Source organism: Terriglobales bacterium, assembly GCA_035487355.1.
In the GTDB taxonomy this organism is placed as follows: Bacteria; Acidobacteriota; Terriglobia; order Terriglobales; family Acidobacteriaceae; genus QIAW01.
The window spans coordinates 1-21611 of the sequence record DATHMF010000092.1; the positions used below are offsets into that span (position 1 = coordinate 1).

Annotated in this window: 20 protein-coding genes and 2 rRNA genes; 13 read left to right on the forward strand and 9 right to left on the reverse strand. The window is 55.2% G+C overall.

Annotated elements, in window-relative coordinates; genetic code table 11:
* The 3 genes from VK738_16840 to VK738_16850 form a co-directional block, all read left to right on the forward strand.
* Positions 1–222: ribosomal RNA gene (locus VK738_16840) — 23S ribosomal RNA — on the forward strand; the annotation flags it as partial.
* A gap of 232 nt (positions 223–454) precedes the next feature.
* Positions 455–571: ribosomal RNA gene (rrf, locus tag VK738_16845) — 5S ribosomal RNA — on the forward strand.
* 105 nt (positions 572–676) lie between these two features.
* Complete coding sequence (locus VK738_16850) at positions 677–1117, forward strand: DUF4375 domain-containing protein (protein HTD24328.1); 441 nt, start codon at positions 677–679, stop codon at positions 1115–1117.
* A 75-nt stretch (positions 1118–1192) separates the two neighbouring features.
* Here VK738_16850 and VK738_16855 read toward each other — a convergent pair whose 3' ends face one another.
* Positions 1193–2158, reverse strand: coding sequence for a helix-turn-helix domain-containing protein (locus VK738_16855; GenBank protein ID HTD24329.1), 966 nt, complete (start codon positions 2156–2158; stop codon positions 1193–1195).
* 115 nt (positions 2159–2273) lie between these two features.
* Here VK738_16855 and VK738_16860 point away from each other — a divergent pair, with 115 nt between their 5' ends.
* Positions 2274–2576: a hypothetical protein gene (locus VK738_16860; GenBank protein HTD24330.1), complete on the forward strand. Its 303-nt coding sequence runs from the start codon at positions 2274–2276 to the stop codon at positions 2574–2576.
* A 189-nt stretch (positions 2577–2765) separates the two neighbouring features.
* A complete protein-coding gene (locus tag VK738_16865) occupies positions 2766–3419 on the forward strand; it encodes a DUF1287 domain-containing protein (GenBank protein HTD24331.1) in 654 nt (217 codons plus the stop codon).
* Positions 3420–3890: 471 nt separating this feature from the next.
* Here VK738_16865 and VK738_16870 read toward each other — a convergent pair whose 3' ends face one another.
* The 4 genes from VK738_16870 to VK738_16885 all read right to left on the reverse strand — a co-directional run bounded on the left by VK738_16870 (position 3891) and on the right by VK738_16885 (position 5758).
* The gene (locus VK738_16870) at positions 3891–4652 is read right to left on the reverse strand and encodes an SIMPL domain-containing protein (protein HTD24332.1); all 762 of its coding nucleotides are present in this window, start codon (positions 4650–4652) and stop codon (positions 3891–3893) included.
* A 77-nt stretch (positions 4653–4729) separates the two neighbouring features.
* Complete coding sequence (locus VK738_16875; protein ID HTD24333.1) at positions 4730–4957, reverse strand: hypothetical protein; 228 nt, start codon at positions 4955–4957, stop codon at positions 4730–4732.
* A gap of 10 nt (positions 4958–4967) precedes the next feature.
* Entirely contained in the window at positions 4968–5201 is a 234-nt protein-coding gene (locus tag VK738_16880) for a hypothetical protein (protein ID HTD24334.1), read from the reverse strand.
* A complete protein-coding gene (locus VK738_16885) occupies positions 5198–5758 on the reverse strand; it encodes a winged helix-turn-helix domain-containing protein (protein HTD24335.1) in 561 nt (186 codons plus the stop codon). Before VK738_16885 ends, VK738_16880 begins: the two co-directional genes overlap by 4 nt.
* A 79-nt stretch (positions 5759–5837) precedes the next feature.
* Here VK738_16885 and VK738_16890 point away from each other — a divergent pair, with 79 nt between their 5' ends.
* Positions 5838–7136, forward strand: coding sequence for a hypothetical protein (locus VK738_16890; protein ID HTD24336.1), 1299 nt, complete (start codon positions 5838–5840; stop codon positions 7134–7136).
* Between the two features lie 105 nt (positions 7137–7241).
* Positions 7242–7844 (forward strand): hypothetical protein, encoded by a 603-nt coding sequence (locus VK738_16895; GenBank protein HTD24337.1) that lies wholly within the window; start codon positions 7242–7244, stop codon positions 7842–7844.
* 25 nt (positions 7845–7869) lie between these two features.
* Here the strand turns inward: VK738_16895 and VK738_16900 are convergent, their stop codons facing one another.
* The 4 genes from VK738_16900 to VK738_16915 form a co-directional block, all read right to left on the reverse strand.
* Entirely contained in the window at positions 7870–8553 is a 684-nt protein-coding gene (locus tag VK738_16900; protein HTD24338.1) for a thiamine phosphate synthase, read from the reverse strand.
* Between the two features lie 33 nt (positions 8554–8586).
* Entirely contained in the window at positions 8587–9480 is an 894-nt protein-coding gene (locus tag VK738_16905; protein HTD24339.1) for a TIGR00730 family Rossman fold protein, read from the reverse strand.
* An 85-nt stretch (positions 9481–9565) separates the two neighbouring features.
* Positions 9566–9895 carry a hypothetical protein gene (locus VK738_16910; protein HTD24340.1) on the reverse strand — a complete coding sequence of 110 codons (330 nt, stop codon included), beginning with the start codon at positions 9893–9895 and terminating at the stop codon, positions 9566–9568.
* 93 nt (positions 9896–9988) lie between these two features.
* A complete protein-coding gene (locus VK738_16915; protein ID HTD24341.1) occupies positions 9989–13114 on the reverse strand; it encodes a tetratricopeptide repeat protein in 3126 nt (1041 codons plus the stop codon).
* A gap of 370 nt (positions 13115–13484) precedes the next feature.
* On the opposite strand from VK738_16915, the gene VK738_16920 reads away from it, so the two are divergent.
* From VK738_16920 to VK738_16945, 6 genes are all read left to right on the forward strand, one after another.
* Complete coding sequence (locus VK738_16920; protein HTD24342.1) at positions 13485–14753, forward strand: MFS transporter; 1269 nt, start codon at positions 13485–13487, stop codon at positions 14751–14753.
* A gap of 354 nt (positions 14754–15107) precedes the next feature.
* Positions 15108–15662: an alpha/beta hydrolase gene (locus tag VK738_16925; protein HTD24343.1), complete on the forward strand. Its 555-nt coding sequence runs from the start codon at positions 15108–15110 to the stop codon at positions 15660–15662.
* Between the two features lie 189 nt (positions 15663–15851).
* Complete coding sequence (locus VK738_16930; protein ID HTD24344.1) at positions 15852–17114, forward strand: TolC family protein; 1263 nt, start codon at positions 15852–15854, stop codon at positions 17112–17114.
* A complete protein-coding gene (locus VK738_16935; protein ID HTD24345.1) occupies positions 17111–18223 on the forward strand; it encodes an efflux RND transporter periplasmic adaptor subunit in 1113 nt (370 codons plus the stop codon). The genes VK738_16930 and VK738_16935 overlap by 4 nt, the downstream gene beginning before the upstream one ends.
* The gene (locus VK738_16940) at positions 18220–21330 is read left to right on the forward strand and encodes an efflux RND transporter permease subunit (GenBank protein HTD24346.1); all 3111 of its coding nucleotides are present in this window, start codon (positions 18220–18222) and stop codon (positions 21328–21330) included. The genes VK738_16935 and VK738_16940 overlap by 4 nt, the downstream gene beginning before the upstream one ends.
* 97 nt (positions 21331–21427) lie before the next feature.
* On the forward strand, positions 21428–21611 hold a 184-nt coding region (locus VK738_16945; protein HTD24347.1), incomplete at its 3' end, for a hypothetical protein.

The window sequence follows — 21611 nt, forward strand, 5'->3', positions numbered from 1 at the left end:
CTCTTGTGTTCCAGCTGTCATGCCAATGGCATAGCTGGGTAGCGAAGTTCGGTTGTGATAAACGCTGAATGCATATAAGCGTGAAGCACTCCCCAAGATTAGATCTCCCAACCCATAAGGGGCAAGAAGGGCACAGGAAGACCACCTGTTTGATAGGCTCGAAGTGGAAGAACAGTGATGTTCGCAGCTTACGAGTACTAATCGCCCGTTCGGCTTGACCATAAAATTTATTCAGCGCATAAGGCGGCTTTCGCCTTAAGCTCCTGGAGCTTTTTGGTGATTGCCGCTGGCCTTGCGTTTCTCAATCTATTCAGTAGTGAGGCATCGTCCCTCACGTTCTTTACAAGTTTTGGTTTGCGAGAAGAACTTCGCAAAACCCTTCGCGCGACGGACCCCAGCCGAACCTGACTGGCCGATGACACAATCTGTTACCGGGGCCGCGCGATGCCAAATTTCCGGTGATCTTACCGCGAGGGTCACACCCGTTCCCATCCCGAACACGGAAGTTAAGCCTCGCAGGGCCGATTGTACTGCACGGGAAACTGTGTGGGAGAGTAGGTCGTTGCCGGATTAAAATCAAAAAGGCCACATTCATCTCTGAATGTGGCCTTTTGCTTTTTGCGAGACTTCCACTCTGACTACGATGGCTCCGAGAATGGAGGAAGGACAAGCACCCATGGCCGACAAATCATTCCTTGATCATGCCGCGGAATATACATACAAAGAGCTGGAAAGAATTGGTGGCGACCCGGCGAAGCTGGAGATTCCCCTTCAGACCGTTGCAATTCTGTATTGCGTTCAAGCCATCATTGACAACGGTGGATTCCAATATTTGTTCGAGAACGACTTTCCATTTTCCCCTTCCTATTCTATGTTTTCCGATGCGTACCGCAGAATCGGCGCATTGGGTCCTGCCGGCCGGCTCGACAAGGCAGTAGCCATGTTCCCCTTTGAGACTCCACATCTTGATCAACAAAAGAGACTCGAGTTCATGGCAGCGCTCGCCGAAGACGACGAGTTCTTTGAATTAGGAAATCAAGTCTGCGGCGACGAGTCGGTGTGGTCGGCGCTCGAAGAGTACGCAAAAAGGCACGCAGCGCTATTTCGTGTGGTCTAGCGAGAAAGTTTCACCAAGAAGACACGGAGAAACCGGGCGGTAGAAGCTACAATGAAACCGCCACGATAGGGCGAGTCAGACAGCGTTTCTTCTGATTTCCTTAATCCCCTGCCCAAGATGACGCCGCAGAAGAGTCCTGAGGGTTACGCCATCGGCGTATCCAACTCGCGCAGCGATCTCTTCTACGCTCTCGGCGGTGGTCTTCAGCAGATGCACCGCGCGTTCCACACGCAGCTCCTGGAAATAAGAGAGTGGCGACTTCCCCAGCACGGCTTGCATGCGCCGGGCCAGGGTTCTCTTACTCGATCCGGCTGCCGTCGCAGCATCGTCGAGCGAAAATCCATGCGTAAGCCTGCCTCGCGCCCAGCGCTCGAAGCGCTCTACCAGCGGATCAGAGTGGGCAAAATGATCGGTAAGGATGTAGGCAGACTGTGATGGCCGTGAATCCACAACCAGGTACTTCGCCGTCAAGGCGGCAAGTCCCGGGCTTTTCTGGCGGATGAGCCATAAGGCCAGGTCCATGTGGCTGAGGGCCGCTCCTGCCGTAACCAGCCTTCCCGATTTTACGATCATCCGCGATTCATCCAGGCGCACCTTGGGATATCGCTGGCGAAATAACGGAGCGAGCCACCAGGTTGTGGTCGAGTCGTGGTTGTCGAGTAGTCCTGACTCAGCCACGACAAATGTCCCAATACAGGCAGCCGCCGTGCCTGCGCCTCGCTCCGCCCACCAGCGCAGTGTTTTGCCGGCGTCGCTGACGTCGGATCTGGCGAGAGCTGCCTGCAGCGGGCCCGGCATCTTGAATCCGATGGCTGGAACCACGACCCAATCGGGAACGATCCGCATGGGGCCGGCAGTAACTGGAACGGTCAGCCCTTGCGATGTTTTGACCGCCTTGCGCACTCCCACGATAGCGACGTCGAATCGAGGCGAGGCCAGGCCAGACATTTCCGCGAGCTCGTTCGCAGTCTCAAATGCATCGAGCACGGTCGCCAAACCCGTGTCAAAAACCCCATCCAGCGCGAGCACGTAAATCCTCATGGCAAATATGATATCAACTTTGGCGATCTTGCCAATAGCCTGCTGACCATCTAAAGAGCTATCTTGGTTTACTATTCATGGATCCAGCCAATGGATCCAGCCAAGGAGAAACCCGATGTATACAGTCGCATTGTTCGTACGTTTAGAAGCCAAAGCCGGGAAAGAAAACCAGGTCGCGAAGTTCCTGGAAACAGGACTTGCCCTGGCCAATCAGGAAGTGACAACGCCTATATGGTTCGCGCTGCGCCTGGGGCCGACGACCTTTGGCGTGTTCGACGCTTTCACGGACGAAAGCGGACGCCAGGCCCATCTGAACGGCCCCATAGCCAAAGCGCTCATGGCGCAAGCGTCCGAACTGTTCTCCAAGCCGCCTGTAATCGAACCGATTGAGATTCTAGGCGCAAAGCTTCCCCAATAGCGAGGTTGTCTCATGTCTGCAAGAATGCCGCTTGCCGGGCGCGTTCCACCAGCCTTTTTGCGGGGACCTCCACTGGCTGCAATGTCATCGCAGCTTTGCGATTGGCCGAACAACTTGGACCTGACGCGACCATAATGAAATATCTCAGCAAGGTATTGTCAACTTGAGTTGGTAAAGCTACGATCTGCTATGAACGGATTTCAGTGCCCGCCGAAATCACTATTGCTCGTAGGCTTGGTGTTATCAGTCGTACCTCTGCTCTCGCGAATCGCTGTCCCGCAAACTACTTCTGCCAACCCCGACCCTCGTCAGGTCTTCCTCGCCCGCCTCTCGGCTGCGGCCATCGAGCGCACGCATCACACCGTCCGCTACGATCCCGGATACGTCGCCATCGCCTATCCCAACGGAGACGTCCCGGCCGACTCCGGCGTCTGCAGCGATGAGGTCATCCGCTCCTATAGGGCCTTGGGCATTGATCTGCAGAAAGAAGTCCACGAGGACATGAAGACGCACCTCAGCGCCTATCCCAAACGCACGCGGACACTCGACCGCAACATTGACCACCGCCGCGTCCCCAATCTCATGGCCTTCTTCAGCCGCCAGGGCGAGACGCTTTCCATCACGAAAAACGCTGGAGACTACTCACCCGGGGACCTGGTGACCTGGGATTTAAACCCCAAGCGCGGCATCCCCCACATCGGCATCGTCGTGGACCAGAAGTCGCCCGAAAGCGGGCGCTACATGATCGTGCACAACATCGGCGACGGGCCGCAGATGGAAGATGTGCTCTTCGACTGGAAGATCACGGGACATTACCGCTATTACGGACCGGCAGAGAAATGATTTTCACCACGGAGGCGCGGAGGTGCAGAGAAAGGCAAGTTTACTTGGTAAGCCCATCTGCTGATTGGGGTTCGTCTTCGTGTCCTTTCATCTGCCTTTGTGACCTTTGTGGTTAGGTTTGAATTCTCCGCCTCCACAAAGTGATATCAAAGCGGTATCAATCTGTTCATTCCTCGGCAAAGTGTGCCATCATCGTGCCAGACGTGTGTTTAACAGCATTCAAGAATGCGGGGCTTGCGCCCCTGCGGTCTTTGAAAAACTCGTTATGTGTCGAAGCGCGAGCGCGCAGCGGGCAGAACGAGGGGTATGAGCTTCAAACGTACCCTGAAAAGTTAGTCTTCGCTGCAAGTACTCAGCAAGTGAGGTTGCAATGAGCTACAAGCCATTTACTTTCAATGATTTAACGCTGCATAGACTTGCACAGCAAGTCCCCCTTCTCAACTGCCCGGGGTTGGTTTTTCCGCAATCGCTTCAGTCAATAGAGAACGTCATATGAACTACGGCAGTGATGTCTTTTTCCAGGGATGATGTGTCGTTGACGCCGTAACCGGTAACTTCGCTCGAATCCGGCGGGGTAATTTGCAGCACGCCCATCTCGGCGGCGCGCAGTCCCCCGACCTGATTGCCGGTGCTCGAGGCAATCTGTTGGGCGCGCGCCTTGGCATCGAGGGCGGCCTGGCCGAGCATCTCGATCTTCAAGTCGCCCAGCTTGGTGTAGATGTACTCAGGCGGAAAGGACTCAAGCAGCAAGCCCTGGTTCATCAGCTCGGTGACCTCGCGCGAGATTTTGGTGATCTTATCCACGTCGGGCGAGCGGACCTCCAACTCCTGGTGCAGGCTGTAGCCGGCGATATCGCCGGCAAGCTCGCCGCCCTCTCCATCTTCGCTGGATCCTTGCCTGCCTGCTTTGCGCACAGTCTTGGTGGTGATGGAGCTGATGATGATCTGGTCTTCGGGAACGCCCTTGGCAATCAGATAGGCTTTGACCCGGGAGACATCGCGGGAAAGAGACTGGTAGGCCTCAGCCAGCTTGGTGGCGTTTGCGGTTACGCCGGTCCGCCAGATAATCATGTCAGACTTGATGCGCCGGCGCGCTGAGCCGGTCACCACAATCGTCTGCTCGCGGTTCTTCACATGCACGAATGCCCAGGCGCCGATCGAGGCGGCCACAATGATCCCCAGCGCCAGAGCAACAGCGCCCTGCAGAAACTGCGACTTTCCGTTTTCGCCCATGGAAAGAGACACCTATTGAATTTTGAATGCCGGGAAGAGACGCAAGCGATTCTAATATATGTTTGAAGAAATTTGAATTAGGAAGCCAGCAAAACCGCCTTCTTGGCGGTTTGTGGCAGGCGGATGGCCACAAAATAATCTTCAGGATAGAGATAATCTTCTCCGGATTCATCAATAATCCGAAGCTGCCCATGTTTGCGGGCCTGTTCATCGGGTAAAACCTGATAGATTTTACGCAACTCCAAAGATGCTGGATATTTTCTATTTTTTATGCAGACAACAAGACTAGGCGCCAAATGTTTCATTGGCACAATTTTAATCGAGGATATGCTTAATCTTAAATTCTTTTTTGCCTATCCCATGTGCTTCATACCAATGAATTTCTGCTTTGCATATCGAGCCATCTCTGAACTTGATATTTGCAATTCCTTTTAGCTTTCTCCAACGCGCTTTTCCATAGACCTTGTTTAATCGCCGCAACTCACGAATGGATTTGCCGGTCGCAATAATCTCGATATTGTAGAGCCGTCCAAGAACCTTGAAATTCATTGGAAACTTGCTTTACCCTTTTGTACGAACTCTGCTAGCCAAACCCGCCCTTTTTCGGTGATTTCCCATACCCCACGGGGTGAGTCTCCTCGGAGAAGGCCTTGTTTGATCATGTTGTAACGTTGCCATGCAACCCTGTTCTTCCAACGTATATCTGTTCCGCTTGGTAATATCTCTCGGTCCTCATCCGTGAAGATGGTTTCAAGTTTCTTACCTACTCTATCAATTACTTCATCAGCAGGTGCACGGCCACCGAGTTCAACCAAACTTTGCAAGGTGGCTGGCCAATAAACATGTACTTGCGTGTAGCTGCCTTTTTGCGGTCTAGAAATGGACGCAATCGATTGATCAGGCAGTGCTGGCGTATGTAATGGGCTGGCCGTTGCCTCATTTGTATTCGCTTCATCCACGAGAAGGCGATTGATCGCCACGATCTTTTCACTCAAGCTTTGAATCTCGCTAACCAGCTTTGTGCGCTTTTCTTGGAGTCGTGACAATTCCTCCCGTAAGGCTGCCTTGAGATGTCCATCGGTTATCACATAATAATAATACCACATAATAAGACAAAGACACCTGGAGAGAAGTGACGAATCCACTGTTCGCTTTTTATTCGCTTAGGATTACAATGGTTGCGCCTTGGCTAACACTGCTCCATCCCGCAAGTCTTCCGGCGACGAGTTGGTGAACTGGCTCTTTCTCGATCTGAATTCCTACTTTGCTTCGGTCGAGCAGCAGTTGCGGCCGGAGCTGCGCGGCAAACCCATCGCCGTGGTCCCGGTCATGGTGGATACCACATGCTGCATCGCCGCCAGCTATGAAGCCAAAGCCTATGGGATTCGCACCGGTACGATCGTGGGCGAGGCCAAACGCATGTGTCCTGAGTTGATCCTGGTGGAAGGGCGACAGGACCTTTATGTTGAATTTCATCACCGTATTGTGGACGTGGTGCAGAACTGCATTCCTGTGACCGCGGTCGCATCCATTGATGAGATGGCCTGTCGCTTGATAGGCCGTGAGCGCCAACTGCAGAATGCGCTGCAACTCGGAACCGAGATCAAACAAAAAATCCGCTCACAGGTGGGGCAAGAGCTGCGTTGCTCGGTTGGCCTCGCGCCCAACAGATTTTTGGCCAAGGTCGCTTCCGACATGCAGAAACCCGATGGATTGGTCGCGCTCTGTGCTTCCCAGCTTCCGCAAGCTTTGTTCAAGCTGAAGCCCTCTGATCTTCCTGGAATCGGCCATCGGACCAACCAACGGCTGGAGCGCAAGGGAATTTTTACCATGCAGCAGCTCTGTGCTCTCTCCCGCACGCAGATGTACGACCTTTGGGGCAGCGTATGGGGTGAGCGCCTGTGGCACCTGCTGCGCGGAGACGATTGGGACGAAGACTACGACGCGCCGCAGAAGAGCGTGAGCCATTCGCACGTACTCTCACCGGAATTTCGCACCCGGGAGGGTGCAGAGCTGGTGATGCAGAAGCTGCTGCACAAAGCGGCGGCGCGGCTACGCAAGCTGCAGGTGTGGGCGCGCGGGCTCTCTGTGTTTGTGACCTTTTCGCCGCGGCGCGAGAAGAAACATTGGGAGCGCCATCTCCGCCTCCAGGAGTGCCAGGACACGGTCACGCTGCTGGAAGCCTTTCGCAAGATGTGGCAGGAGTCGCCCACGACGATGGGCAACCCCATGCTGGTAGGGCTCGCCCTCTACGATCTGGTCCCCGATGCCATGCACACCGCTTCGCTCTTGCAAGACGAATCCAGGTTGGGGAGGTTGTCAGAAGCGATGGACTTCCTCAACGCCAAATATGGCAGCAGTACGCTTCATCTCGGCGGCTTGCAGCAAGTGCGCAGCGCGGCGCCTACGCGCATTGCGTTTTCCAGTATTCCCGAATTTGAAAAGCCTGACCCCACTTTGCGCCGCAAGAAAAAGCAACATTAAAAATTAATAATTAAGGATTTGCTTCCCACGGACAGGGCTTTAAGATATAGTCTCCGAATCCCCATAAATCTTGATATGACAATTATTTTTTGATGGAGAATTTCCATGAGCAATGGCACTGGACAAGGTCCTAAAAAAGAGACGGTATATAGCGGCTCTACCCCTGGAATAGATAACAAGGGTTTTACCAAGCCGCCTGCTCCGGGAACAACAGGAACTGTTTACGGTGGTCCCTCAGCGACCCAGGGCGCAACGCAAGGCACAGTATACGGAGGGCCTTCTCCCCAAGGCACAGTTTTCGACGAAAACAAATTTGCCCCCAAGGCCAACAAGGTGAATGCCTCGGTGGCGATCAAGGCCACAACCCGGCGCGTGCGCGCCACTGCAATCGGTTTTTTTATTGTGTCGGGTATTTCACTGCTTGAAGCCATCTTTTATTGGACCAGTGACACTCCGCTGGCCATAGGCTCGGCCTTCACTTTCGGCGTCTTTCTGATCATTGGTTTCTTCACCTTCCGTCTGAGCCGGGTAGCACTCCTTGCGGGTATAGCAATTTATCTGCTGGATACTCTCTTAATTCTGTATCAGGCGTTTGCGACTGAAGGCGGCTTGATGGCCTCCATCTTCGACATCGCTCTCCATGCTTTCATCTTGTACCGTCTCTGGCTGACCTACGGGCAGTTGGAAGAGTTGCACTCGCTGGATTAGGAAAATTCGGATTGCCAATAGGACGTTAGGCCCGATGGCCCTCGTGAGAGGGCTTGCCCTCGCTCTCTTCCAGTTTCTTCAACTCTCCTACCAGGCTGGCGGGATCATCGGTTTGAAAAAGCCGGATACCGGCAATACCCGCCGCGCCGCTGGCCAGGCACGCAGAGGCATTTTCCAAAGTTACGCCGCCGAGGGCGAGCACGGGCATGCGCGCGGAAACTGCCGGAGGGCGGTTGCAGACCTGGTGCAACGTGGCCAGACCTGCTGCGGAAATTTTCTTACCTTCTTTTTCAAAGACCGGGCCGAAGACGGCAAAATCAGCGCCGTTAGATTCGGCCTGCACGATTTCCGCGAAGGTATGGCAGGAGACGGCAATGATGGGATGCTGCACTCCTGCTTTGGTAAAAATTGTGCGTGCTTCGTCGGCCGAAATGTCATTGGCGGGAAGATGCACTCCGTGCGCGCCTGCTGCGATAGCAATGTCCGAACGGGAATTGATCAGCAACCGCGTTTCAGGAAAGCTTTGCAGTGCCTGCGTGAGATCGCCGGCCAATGCCTCTAATTCCCTTCCGGTCAGATCTTTTTCGCGCAATTGGATGAACTCCACACCTGCGCGGGCTGCAGCTTGTGCCGTCACCAGCAGGCGTTCGCGTTTCTGGATTTCTGTCCCGGGAAAGTGGCTGCGGTCGGTAATGTAATAAAGAAGCATTCGCCGCCCATTGAAAATTTGCTTAGAACGATGCTACCGCAACGAGCGCGTGGCTGCGATGTCCGGGTCGTCTTCTTTTTCCTTGGGTGCTACAGGCTGCGGCTGCAAATGGTATTGCGTCAGACCGGCCCGGAGTGCTTCAAACCCTTCCTCGGGGGAATCCACAATGCGAAACAGATGCAGGTCATCTTCGGCGATAGTGCCGGAATCCACCAGAGCTTGCAGGTTGAGTATCTTGGTCCAGTACTCTCTGCCGTAAACCAGCACCACAATTTTTTTGGCGAGCTTCTGGGTTTGCGCGAGCGTCAGGATTTCAAACAGTTCATCCAGGGTGCCGAAGCCGCCGGGAAAGACCACCAAACCTTTGGCCAGGTACGCGAACCAGTACTTGCGCATGAAAAAGTAGTGAAACTCGAAATTCAACGCCGGAGAGATGTAGCGGTTGGGGAACTGCTCGTAAGGCAGCCGGATGTTGAGGCCGATGGTCTTGCCTCCGGCTTCATAGGCGCCACGATTGGCGGCTTCCATGATCCCCGGTCCGCCGCCGGAGGTGACCACAAAGCGATGGCGTCGAAAGGGAAGTTCCTGCGCCCATTTGGTCAACATGCTGGATAGTTGCCGGGCTTCCTCGTAGTAGCGGGCCATATCCACGGCGGCGCGGCAGCGCTTGAGCTGCTGCTCCCAATCCGCGGTTTTGGCGGAGGCAGTGCGCTCGAGCACGGCCAGAGCGCTGTTAGCGTCCGATTGGCTGGCAAAACGGGCAGAGCCGAAGAACACGACTGTATCCTGGATTTTTTCCTTGCGAAAACGCGCCAGCGGTTCAAAATACTCGGCCATGATCCGCAACGCGCGGCCATCAGGGCTGTTGAGAAATTCCTTGTTTTCGTAAGCTAAAGAAGCGGGATTAAGAGTTTCAGGTTCATTCATAAGGAGTAAATTCAAAAAGACAGGATAACAAAGAGACTGAGTCAAGATACGTATGTAAAACCAACTTGCCTGGAACCGGCCGGTTTCAGCGTCCGGTTTCCCGGTAGGAGACCCCTTCCTGGATTCCGATCCAGACATCCACCAGGCCAAGTCCACTGACTGCGCCGCGCACGAAATCATTCACCGCGAGCTCCCGCAGAGACAAATTGTGGAGCAGTATAGTATTTTCCGTCCAATACTTGGTCCAGGGCAGAATGACCAGCATGATGCCTATGAGTGCGCACAGCAGGACAAAAACCGCAAGAAAGATACGATTGAGCCAGACTTCCACACGCGACGGAGCAGGCGGGCCGGCATTTTCGGCCGGCTGCGGGTGGGGAGCTTCCGAAGTTACATTTGTGATCGTTGAACTCAAAGGTCTGTTACCGTAAGCCGGGGATGAAGGATCTTGTGATTCTTGCCGGAATTTTGCCGTAGACCGCATCCACTAACCGATGATTTTATTATTCTACGACTTAAGGGCTTTAATGCGCTCGGCAACGTCACGGTAGTCAATGTTATTGCTATACACTTCGTTGAAATTTTGCAAGGCAGCCCTTTTGTTGCCGGCAGCCTCGTAGGCGGAGCCCAACTCATAGTAAACGGCCAACCTGCTCTCTTCGTCAATGGAGGGCACACGCAATGCCTTTTCATACCACTTCACCGAAGCTTCAGGCGCTCCTTTTTCCAGGAAGCAATGGGCCAGCCAGGTATAGGCCTGCATCACCTGGGTGAAGGGATGTCCTTTCTCGATGGCATGGCAGACCTTTTGCAACTCGCCGATGGCTTCATCGAGCAATCCCATTTCCTTGAAGGCAACGCCCAGGTTGTAATGCGTATCGGGGTCCTCAGCCGCGTTAGCGTTTTCTTCTACTTCATCCTTAAACTCCTCAAAAAGATCAGAGAGAGTAGAGCTGGCATCAGCCGGAGGAGGTGGAGGAGTGCTTGCAGTCAACGGGGCCAACTTCCGTACAGCGGTGACAGGCTTTGCAGCAGTTGCCTTGGCGGGCTCTGGCGCAGGTGCAGACATGGAAGCCGGTGCAGGCGCTGGAGCCGGTGGTGCAGGAGGTGGTGGCGGCGGCGCAACCTGTGGAGCAGCGGGCTTGGCGGTTCTGGATTCGTCAAAGCTGAAGTCATCGCCAAGAGCTTCATCCAGGTCAAGGACGAAATCAGAGATGGCATCGTCTTTTTTCGCGACCTTTGACGGAGGCGCTTCGGCTGCGGCAGCTGCCGGTTTCTTTGGTTCAACCACCGGCGCCGGCTTCGGTTCTACAGGCGCTGGTTTCGGTTCGACCACAGGAGCGGCTTTTACGGGCTCCGGTTTTGGAGGTTCAGGCGCAGGACGAACGGGCGCCGCCGGTTTAGGTGCTGGTGGAGGTGGAGGCGGCGGTGGCGGAGGTTCAGGTTCGAACGCCGGGGTCGATTCCAGCATACTCATGTCAAATGAAAATTCGGCTACGTTAGCTTCACTCGTAGCAGCCGCCGCAGGGGCAGAAGATGCCGCCATACCCTCATCCAATTTCTGCCGCAATGCAGAGATCTGGCGGGCGTTAGGATCGGCAGTTTGCAAGCGGGTCAAGCTTTCGCCCGCTTCTTTCCATAAAGACTGGCTCAGGTAGAACTGGGTTTCTTCTACCAAGTCTTCCACGCTCATCTGCTGTTGTGCAGGCGGGGGTGGAGGAGCAGGCGCTGGCGGCGGAGACACCTCTTGCGGGGGCGTTGCATCCACCGACGCCATACTTTCCCAGTCGCTCAGATCAATCTCATGCGCCGCTGAAACCCCCGCGGATTGTGCATCCACACTGGATGGGGTTTCCGGTATTACGTCCAGGCTAAATTCTGTTACGGCCGGCTGCACAGGTGGAGGCGGCGGCTGAACCTGGAATGTCTCAACCTCAAATGCTGCTCTTTCCGCCGGCGGAGGCGGCGTTTGCGGCGGAGCCGGTGGCACCGGCGCCTGTTGTATGGGAGGCGGAGCGTAGACCGGACGGGGGGGTGCTGGTGGCTCAATAGCTGCACTTGCCGCGGCCTGAGTTATACGCTCTCTGAATTTTGCCGCCATGTCTGCATATTGCCGCGCCTGCTTGTTGTGGCCGGCTTCCGCATAAAGCGACTGCAAGATTTCACAGCAGTGAACGGCATCCTGGAAGCGGCCGGAGCGGGAGTACAGCGCAGCCAGGCGCTGATTGAGATGCGCATCGCGCGGTGCTTTGGGAAGCACCTGCTCCAGCGGGGGAATTGCCTTGAGGGGCATGTTGTAGGATTCAAACAGCTCTGCCTCGGTCAGCGCTGCTTTTATGGCATTACTGATAGCGGCAGAATATTTCTGATCGAGCGCTGGGGCTGCTTGCTCCAGCTCCTCTACCATGAACGCCTGTTCGCCTTCCTCTTTGCTGAGCTCCCTGACGGTCGGATCTTGTCCCAGCCGGCCTTGAATTTGCTTGTAATTCTGCAAATGCAGCGGGTTCTCGGGTTCAAGATCAGAGAGTTCCTTGTACAAGGCGGCGGCCCGCTGCAGTTCACCCGCCTGCACCAGAGCGTGCGCCAGCAGCTCATTGATCTCGTTGATGTGGGAGTGCTCGCCGGCTTTGACAAAAATGCCGCGTAAAAGCTCGAGCGCTCTGGCGTTCTCTGAGATGCGGTTCATGCTGCCCAGCAGGCTTTCAATTAACTGCGGTTGATTGTTGGCCAGCAGGCGGTCGGAGTACTGATCGTAAAGCTGCAACGCCTCTTCCAGGGCGCCGCTCTTAAGCAACGACTCAGCACAGGCAGTGAGCCCGCTGGCGTCGTTGTGTACGGTCAGCATTTTCTTGGCAATCATTTCGGCTTCAGCAAATTTGCCGAGGAACAATTGCGCGTTCAACAAAGCGCGCAGCGCCTCAGGGCGCGAATCGAGGTCTGGGATTTTCTCCAGGTAGGAGATGGCGGCGGCGCTATCCCCGGAATCACTGGCGATCTTGCCGCGCAGCAGAAGTGCTTCCAGATTGTTGGGATCGAGGTTGCTGACCCGCTTCAGGGCCTCGTCGGCAGCATCCAGGGCGCCACGCTGATAGAGGGTGTTGGCGGCGGTAAGAAAAATATCGCGAGCACTATCTTTACGGCCCAGCTTGATGTAAAGATCCGCCAGCTTGGTTTGCATGGCGGTGTTGTCGGAGTCGAGTTCAAGGATCTTCTGAAAGATCCGCGCGCCTTCTTCCAGGTTGCCGCTCTTCATGGCGGCGTCGGCCACCTGCAGGTACTGCGAGCGGGCGTCGTTATAAAGCCCCTGCTGAGTGTAAAGCTCAGCTAACTTGGTCAAAGATTCGGTAGAGGAAGGATTGAGCTTGGCAATCTTCTTGTAAACCGCGATGGCTTTAACGGTGAAGCCTTCGGAAGCATAAATATCTCCTACCCTTTTGAAGTAGACGGCGGCCTTGTCGTTGTTGCCCACGCGGGCATGCAAGTCGCCAATCGTGTTCAAAACAGTCAGGTCCTTAGGGTCTTCACGGGTGACCTTTTCATATTCAATAATGGCGTTCTGCAGCTTACCTTGCTGCACCGCCTTTTCCGCCGAGGCAAGAACCTTTTGTTTATTGAATCCGAAACCAAGTGCCATATCTAGATGTTACTCCGAGCCCAGGCTCCCGCTCCCCTAATGTTAAATGCTTTCCCACGCTTCCGCAGGGCCAGCGTGCCGTGCAAGGCACGGGCCACGCGTCTGGGAGCAAAACCTTAGGGGGTGAGTTTCGCGAATCTCAGGCGTGATACCCAGTCTAAACACGCAAGACCGCTTTCTGGGAGTGGTCGTAAAGTACCACAAATACAGGGGATTTCCCAAGGGAATTGCGCAGAAAGCGGGTGTAGAAATGAGGCACAGTTGCCGCTGTTGAATCTTGTTTATTTTTGCCTCTGAAGACATATATTTTGGCCTGTCTGAAGCGTAGCCACACTTATAATTTCGCAAAATGGTTCATGGGCGCTCTTCGATGACCGCAGTCGCTCTTCGGCCGGAGGCCTCTCGCGTTCGCTGGACGATTTGTTCACTTCTATTCTTTGCCACTACGATCAACCTGCTTGAGCGGCAAGTCTTGAGCATGCTGGCCAAGACGCTGGAAGTCAAGATTGGCTGGACCAGTCTCCAGTATGGCTACATGACCGGCGCATTCCAGGCCACTTATGCCATTGGCCTGCTCGGCGCGGGCTATCTGATGGATAGGTTTGGAACGCGCAAGGGATTTTCTGTCGCCGTTACGGTATGGAGTCTGGCTGCTATTGCCCATGCCGCCGCCAGCACAGCCTTTACATTCGGGATTGCCAGAGCATTCCTCGGACTGGGCGAGTCGGCCAACTTTCCCGCCTGCATCAAGACCGTTGCTGAGTGGTTCCCCAAGAAGGAGCGGGCGCTGGCCACCGGCATCTTCAATGCCGGCACGAATGTCGGCCCGATGGTTGCGATCCTTACCGTGCCCTGGCTTACCGCGGCCTTCAGTTGGCAGGCCGCGTTCATTGCAACCGGAGCATTGGGATTTGTGTGGCTGATTTTTTGGCTGCTGCTCTATCACCCGCCGGAACAGCATCCACGAATCTCGCAGGCTGAACTGGCCTATATCCAGAGCGACCCGCCGGACCGCACCCAGGCGGTTTCCTGGCGCCGGCTTTTTGAGCACAAGGAAACCTGGGCCTTCACCATCGCCAAATTCCTCACCGATCCGGTCACTTGGTTTTTCCTGTTCTGGCTTCCCAAGTATCTGCAAGAGCAATTCGGCCTCGGGCTGATGCAGGTCATTCCTCCCACGCTGGTGGTCTACAACGTGGCGAGCGTAGGCAGCGTGGCCGGCGGTTGGCTCCCGCTGCACCTGATCAAGCGCGGATGGAGCGTCAACGCTGCCCGCAAGACTGTACTGTTGCTTTCCGCCTTATGCGTTGTGCCCGTCGTGGCCGCGCCCTTTTCCAGGAGTTTGTGGCTTGTGGTTGTACTCGTAAGCCTGGCATCAGCAGGGCACAAGGGATGGTCAGCGAACTTGTGGACCACTGCATCGGACATGTTTCCCCGCCGCGCCGTCGGCAGCGTCGCCGGCATCGGAACTTCGGCCGGGGCTTTTGGCGGGGTGTTAATCCAGGTAGCAACCGGTTTTATTGTGCAGAAGACTCACGGTTACTTGCCGCTGTTTGTCTTCTCCGGTTTGGCCTACGTTACGGCGCTGGCGGTTCTGCAACGCCTTGCGCCTCGGCTGGATCCGGTGGAGGTGGATTGAAGAAAGGCAAAACCTTGCCGTGCTTACCAGTGCGCTGATCGCGCATGAGGCAGGTGACCTCGGTTCCAGCGAAAAAGGGCCTTCCATCTTCCAGTTTTTTCGCTTCCCATCGCTTCGCAGAAGAAACCACCCTTGCGAGTGCCAACATAAACTTCAACCTTGTGGGCCTTGGAAGTTTTCATGATTCCTCCAACACGTGATTGAAATCAGACCGGGACTAAAGGCAAGCGATCACTCTTGCTTTCCTTGCCTTTGTACATACGTCTATCTTGATTCACTTTCATAAGAATTGATCCGGGCGCTAAGGTGGCGCACTTGTCCATTCGATTCTTAGCCATCTATAAAGGAATACACATGAACAATAGTCCAGATGTCTTAATTCTTCCCGGTTGGGGCGATTCGGGCCCGGAACACTGGCAGAGTCTCTGGCTCAATGAAAATCCGCACTTCAAACGAGTGGTTCAGCGCGACTGGATCAACAGCAACCTTGACGAATGGCTCGGCACGCTGAACACATATGTCAATGCGTGCTCTTCCCAGGTAATTCTTGTTGGCCACAGCCTGTCGTCTATCTTGATTGCGCACTGGGGGTGTAGAAACGGCGCCTCTAAAGTTGCCGGCGCCTTGATTGTGGCGCCCACCGATGTAGAGCGCCGGGCGACTTGCCCGCCTGAGACCTGGGGCTTCGCTCCCATTCCACGCGATCGCTTGCCATTTCGCAGCATCGTGGTTGCAGCGCCGGATGATCCTTACGCTGACTTCAAAACCATTGAAGATTTGGCCCGGAGCTGGGGCAGCGAATTCGTGAATATTGGAAAAGGCGGCCACATTAACGTGGCTTCAGGATTTGGTCCCTGGCCTCAAGGTGAAGAGCTGCTGAAAAAGCTATGTGGAAGTGCCCCTTCTTAACTCCGTATTTCTGGCAAGCTTTCATGGTGCAATTTTTTGCTTCCAATCGCCATGATTCCGCCTTTATGACAAAGACTTTAACTTTATTTCATGAAATCTTCAGTATCGGCAACTAAGATGCTTGCATACTAGATGCGCTAAGATGGAAGCTCCTGAAAAGCGGAAGATTACGCCTTTACTTTAAATTCCATGAGTATCCGCACTTTAACAATGGCCGATGCCTGCACAGGGATGCTGAAGACGATGCTGTTCATCGTGATGGTCACCCTGTTCTGCGAGATGGGAGCAGGACAGCAGCCAACTGCCAAGCTGACCCTCAACGATGTGCTTACGCTTGCCAATCAGCACAACTTGGATTTAGTAGCCGCGCGGGCAAAACGAGCGGCAGCGCTGGCAGGAGTTCGAATTGCTAAGGAGCGTCCCAATCCGACGTTAACGGTTGGCGGCTCGCGCGACCTGCCTCACGAGAACGTATTGCTCGACCAGTCTTTTGAACTCGGACTCAAGCGTTCAAAACGCATTGAAGTGGCCCGCGGCGAGCAAGCTTTGAACGATCTGGAAACGGATATCCTCGCCCGCCAGATCCGAAGGAGAACCCGCGAAGCTTTCTATAACGTGCTGCTCGCCCAAGCTCAAAGCCAGCAAGCCGCTGACGCCCTGAAACTGGCGCAACGGCTTCAACAAATTTCGCACGACCGCTTCGCAGTTGGTGATATCGCACAACTGGAAGTCATGCAATCGGATTTAGAAGTTGCGCGGGCTGACGTGGATAACAAAGTCCTATTACAGGAAGTAAGGACCGCCCGCAGCCAGTTGGCAACACTGCTGAACCAGCCGGAAGCGTCGTTGGGTGAACTGGAGGGCGCCATTTCAGACCTGCCCGCAGCGCTGGATGAAACTGATTTAGTCCAGAAAGCGCATGCCTCCAATCCGGATATCCAACATATCGTTCAGGAGCGGACCATCGAGGCCAGCCGTCTTTCTTCGCTTAAGTGGCAACGCGTTCCCAATATTGATATTCAGGGTGGAGTTGATCTAAATGCGCCGCCCGATTTTCATGTCGGCCCGCGCGGCCAGGTGGCAATGTCCCTCCCCATTTTTTCGCGCAATCAGGGTGAGATTGCGCAATCCAACGCCAACCTCAACGTGCTTGATTTGTCGCTGGCGGCCTCGCGCAGAACCGTGGAAGGCTCGGTGGAAGCGGCTTATCTGGATGTAGCCGCCAAACGCACCCAGGTGGAGCTTTATCGTGACAATCTTGTGCCGGCAACGCTTAAACTGGAGGCCATGGCGGAAGAGAGTTATCAGGCGGGCAAGTCAAATGTGCTGACGGTGATTGATGCGCAACGCCGGACCAATGACATCAAGCGCGCGTACCTGGATTCGCTGTTCAGTTTTCAATCTGCCTTCGCTAATCTCGAAGAAGTAGTAGGAGTGACCCTCGGTCCATGAATTTGCTGACAACAACCAGGTTGTCCTTTGCCGCCGCAGTTGTGCTTCTGTGTTCGGCGGTAGGATGTTCTCATAGCTCCGGCCAAGGTACTTCCGAGGACGCTGTCGCCACCGTTACCGTCGCCAAGGTAACCCGCTCAGATATCACGCGTATCCTGGCCGTCACCGGCACGATTGCCGCGCTGCCCAATGAAGATGCAAAAGTAAGCTCTCCCGTTCCCGGACGCATCGCAAAAATCCTGGTTGCCGAAGGCGACCATGTTTCCGCCGGGCAGGTGATGGCGCAAATTGATCCTCAGACTTTGCGTGACCAGGTGCGCCAAGCAGAGGGTGCGGTCGAACAAGCCAGGGCCAACCTGCAAAATGCGATCGCGAACCGCGACCGCAATGAAAACCTCTTTCAGCGCGGCATTGCCGCCGGCAAAGAGGTTGAGGATGCGCGCACGCAGGTCATGGTCAACCAGGGGGCTTTGAATCAGGCGGAGGCGGCGCTTTCCATTGCTCGCCAGCAGTTGGGCCGTGCTGAGATACGCTCTCCCTTTGATGCCACGGTGGTAAAACGCTTCGCTAATGTCGGTGAACAAGTGGATGGCACCGCCGCACAGCCGATCATCGAAGTCGCCAACGTGAAGACGGTTGAATTGCTGGGCAACGTGCCGGCGGTCTATCTGGCGAAGGTCCGCGTGGGCCTGAAATTCAACGTCACCAGTGACAGCGTTCCCGGTGCAACCTTCAATGGCAACGTAGCCGCAGTCTCTCCTGCTGTAGACCCCACCAGTGATGTAGGCCTTGTTCGCATCCGCATCGCCAATCCTCAGGGGTTGCTGCGCTTGGGGATGTTCCTTACTGCACAATTACCTCTTGAAACGCATTCTAACGCCCTGGTAGTGCCGAGCAAGGCGATTTATCGCGGTGAAGATTCCAAGCCGCAGGTGTATCGCGTGGAAGTTGACAAGGCTGAAGCCAAAGCAGCTATAGCGGCGGTCACTCTCGGCATCGAAACTTCAGATCAGACAGAGTTGCTCGATGGTGTCAAAGAGGGAGACACAGTAGTTCTTGAAGGTGGCTACGGCTTGCCCGACGGGGCCAAGGTGAAGGTCAAGCAATGAACCTGGTGCGCGTCTGCCACGAGAACAGGAAAGCAGTTTACCTGCTTACAGCGATGATGGTCGTTGGAGGCCTCTTCGCCCTCTTTCAACTCCCCAGCAATATCTATCCCGAGCTAAGCTTTCCCCGCGTCGTAGTGCTGGCTCACACCGGCGACCTCGCTCCAGACAGCATGTTGATCTCGGTGACCCGCCCGCTGGAAGAGGAGGTGAGGGGAGTGCAGGGAGTGCGCCGCGTGCGCTCCAGCACGATCCGTGGCAATGCGGAGATTTCTGTTCTCTTCGAGGACAAGGCCGACATGCAGGTTGCGCTGCAATTGGTGCAGGCGCGGGTCAATGATACGCGGGGAAGCCTGCCTGCGGAGACCGAACTCCGTGTAGAACGGCTTTCTCCGTCGGTGTTCCCCATTCTCAGCTTCGTGCTCAATGGTAATGTACCCAATACCGATCTCTATGACAGGGCATTCTACAATTTGCGTCCGGCATTCAGCAGCGTGCCGGGGGTTGCGCAGGTTGAGGTGCAGTCCAGCAATACGCGCGAAATTCTGGTCATCGTAGATCCACAGAAGGTGCTGGCGCATCGGCTCGCCCTGCCCGATGTTGCCGACCGTTTGCGGGCCACCAATGCGATCATCTCAGTCGGACGCCTGGACAAGAATTACTTGCAGTTCCTGGTGCTTACCAGCGGCCAATTCACCAGTCTCGATCAGATTAGAAATACAGTGGTGGGAACCGAGGGGACAACGCCCATCCGCGTGACCGATATTGCCGAGGTGAAAGATGGTGTGGCCGATCCGGCTACCCTTATTTATGGCAATGGCAAGCCCGCAGCCATCCTGAACATCACACGGCAAGTCGGCGCCAGCATTATCACAATTGCCCAGCAGCTAAAAGATGTGGCAGCGCATTCCTCGCAGGTGATTCCTGCTACCCTGCACCTCTCCGTGGTTTACGATCTCGCCGAGTTCGTGCAGGAAGCTATCGGCAGCGTGCGCGATGCTATTCTGATTGGCGCCTTTCTGGCCGTGGTCATTCTCTTCCTGTTCCTGCGCGAGGTTCGCACCACATTCATCACAGCAACTTCATTGCCGCTGACTGTCGTAGGAACCTTCCTGGTCATGCGTTTGTTTGGCAGCACTCTCAACCTTATGTCTTTGGGGGGGCTGGCAGTTGCTATTGGGCTGGTGATTGATGATGCCGTCGTAGTGGTGGAAAACATCTACCGTCACATCGGCAAGGGAGAATCTTCCATGGCGGCTGCCGAGAACGGAACCCATGAACTCATTGGTCCGGTCATCGGCTCCACCATCACCACCGTAGTGGTTTTTGCCCCGCTTGGCCTCCTGCAAGGTGCGGTGGGCAATTTCTTTTCGGCACTCTCCCTTACCCTGTCGGCATCGGTTCTGCTCTCACTTTTATTTGCCCTGACTCTGGTGCCATTGCTCTCCGAACAGTTTCTGACGCCGGCGCGCTACCGTGAGTCTTCCGCGCGCTTCATCGAACCTCTTTACCGCATCTACGAAAAAGCGCTGCGCTGGTCCCTGGCACATAAGTATGTAGTGGGCGGAATTGCGGCTGCTTCTCTGCTGTTTACAGTCCTGATCTACACGTTTTATACGAGCCAGCATACCGGCTTTCTGCCGGAGATGGATGAAGGCGGCTTCGTCATCGACTACTTGACCCCGCCCGGAACCTCATTGGCTGAGACCAACCGTCTGGTCAGCCAGATCGAAGACATAGTGAAGAAGACTCCCGAGGTAGACGCGTTTTCACGCCGCACCGGAGCCGAAATGGGTCTTTATGCAACCGAGCAGAATAAAGGCGATGTGCTGGTAAAACTCAAGCCGGCATCGCAGCGGAGCCGGAGCGCCGATGAGATTATCAACGATCTGCGCGACCAGATTACGAAAACCATTCCCAGCATTGATGTGGAATTCATCCAGGTGCTGCAGGATATGATTGGCGACCTGGAAGGCACGCCAGAAGAAATTGAGGTCAAGATCTTCGGCGATAACATGCCCCAACTCGAGTCGCTGGCCGACGAAATCGGACCGAAGGTCCAGCAGATTCCCGGCGTAGTCGACTTTAAAGGGTTAGAAAAAGGCAATCCTGAACTGATTGTCCAGGTTGATCCGGTTCAGGCCGCGCGCGTAGGCATGACCATCGATCAGGTCTCGCAGCAGATGCAAAGCGGCCTGAAGGGGGTCTTCCCGACGGAGTTTCGCGAATCGGACCGCACCATTCCGGTTCATGTCCGCTTCCCTGATGGCTTCCGCTATGACTTCGCCTCTGTCCAGCAATTTCCCATTTTGACACCAGCCAAACAGATTGTGCCCATCTCTTCACTTGCTCAGGTCAGCGAAATACAGGGCGAAAACAAGCTCCAACGTGAAAATCAGCACTTGATGGTCGTACTCACAGCGCGCCTGGACAAGCAGAAGAGCAGCTTGGGCGCCGCAATTCCCCAAGTTCAAAAGGCCCTCGGCAGCGTACATTTTCCCGTGGGCTACACCTACGAGATCGGCGGACAATATGAGAGCCAGCAAAGTTCGTTCAAAGACCTGCTGACAGTCCTGGGTTTCGCCCTGGCTGCAGTCTTGATCGTGCTGGTCTTCCAATTCCGCAGCTTTCAGCCGGCGGTCATTATTCTCTCCGCCGCGCCGCTCTCGCTGTTCGGCGTCTTCGGCATGCTCATGATCACGGGCACGGCGTTGAACGTCTCCTCGTTCATGGGAGTGATTCTCATGGTGGGTCTCGTGGTCAAAAACGGAATCATTCTCTTCGAATACGTCCACCAGCTCCGCGACAATGAAGGTCTTCCGCTGATCGAGGCTTTGGTCAGCGCCGGCAGAATCAGGATGCGTCCTATTCTGATGACCACGCTGTGCACGCTCTTCGGCTTGCTTCCCCTGGCCCTTGGCCTCGGCTCCGGGGCCGAACTGCAAAAACCGCTGGCGCTCGCCGTGATCGGCGGCCTGACCCTTTCCACTTTTATTACACTTCTGGTCATGCCTGTGTTCTATGCATTGCTGGAGCGGCGCCAGCTCGAGCCAGAGCCTGCCCTTGCCGCAACCGGATCAGGAACAGACACCCCCGAACAGAGCGTTTAAGGTGTCCGAAGCTTTTGTTGCACCCTCCCATCGGCCAAAAACCAGATTGACCTTCCTGCAAGCTGAGGTATGCTTTGCCAGTACCTCAGCGGATGGCATGAAAAAAGAAGAGTTTCAAAAGCTCCTGGGACAGGAGCGCGAGAAGTTTCGCCAGCAACTGGCCACACGCACGGTAGATCCGTCGGGTTTGTTCTCCGGGTTTACAGGAAGAATTGGAGTGGTGCTCTCCGGCGGCGGCGCCCGCGGCGCCTACGAAGCCGGTGCCTTACTCGCGTTTCAGG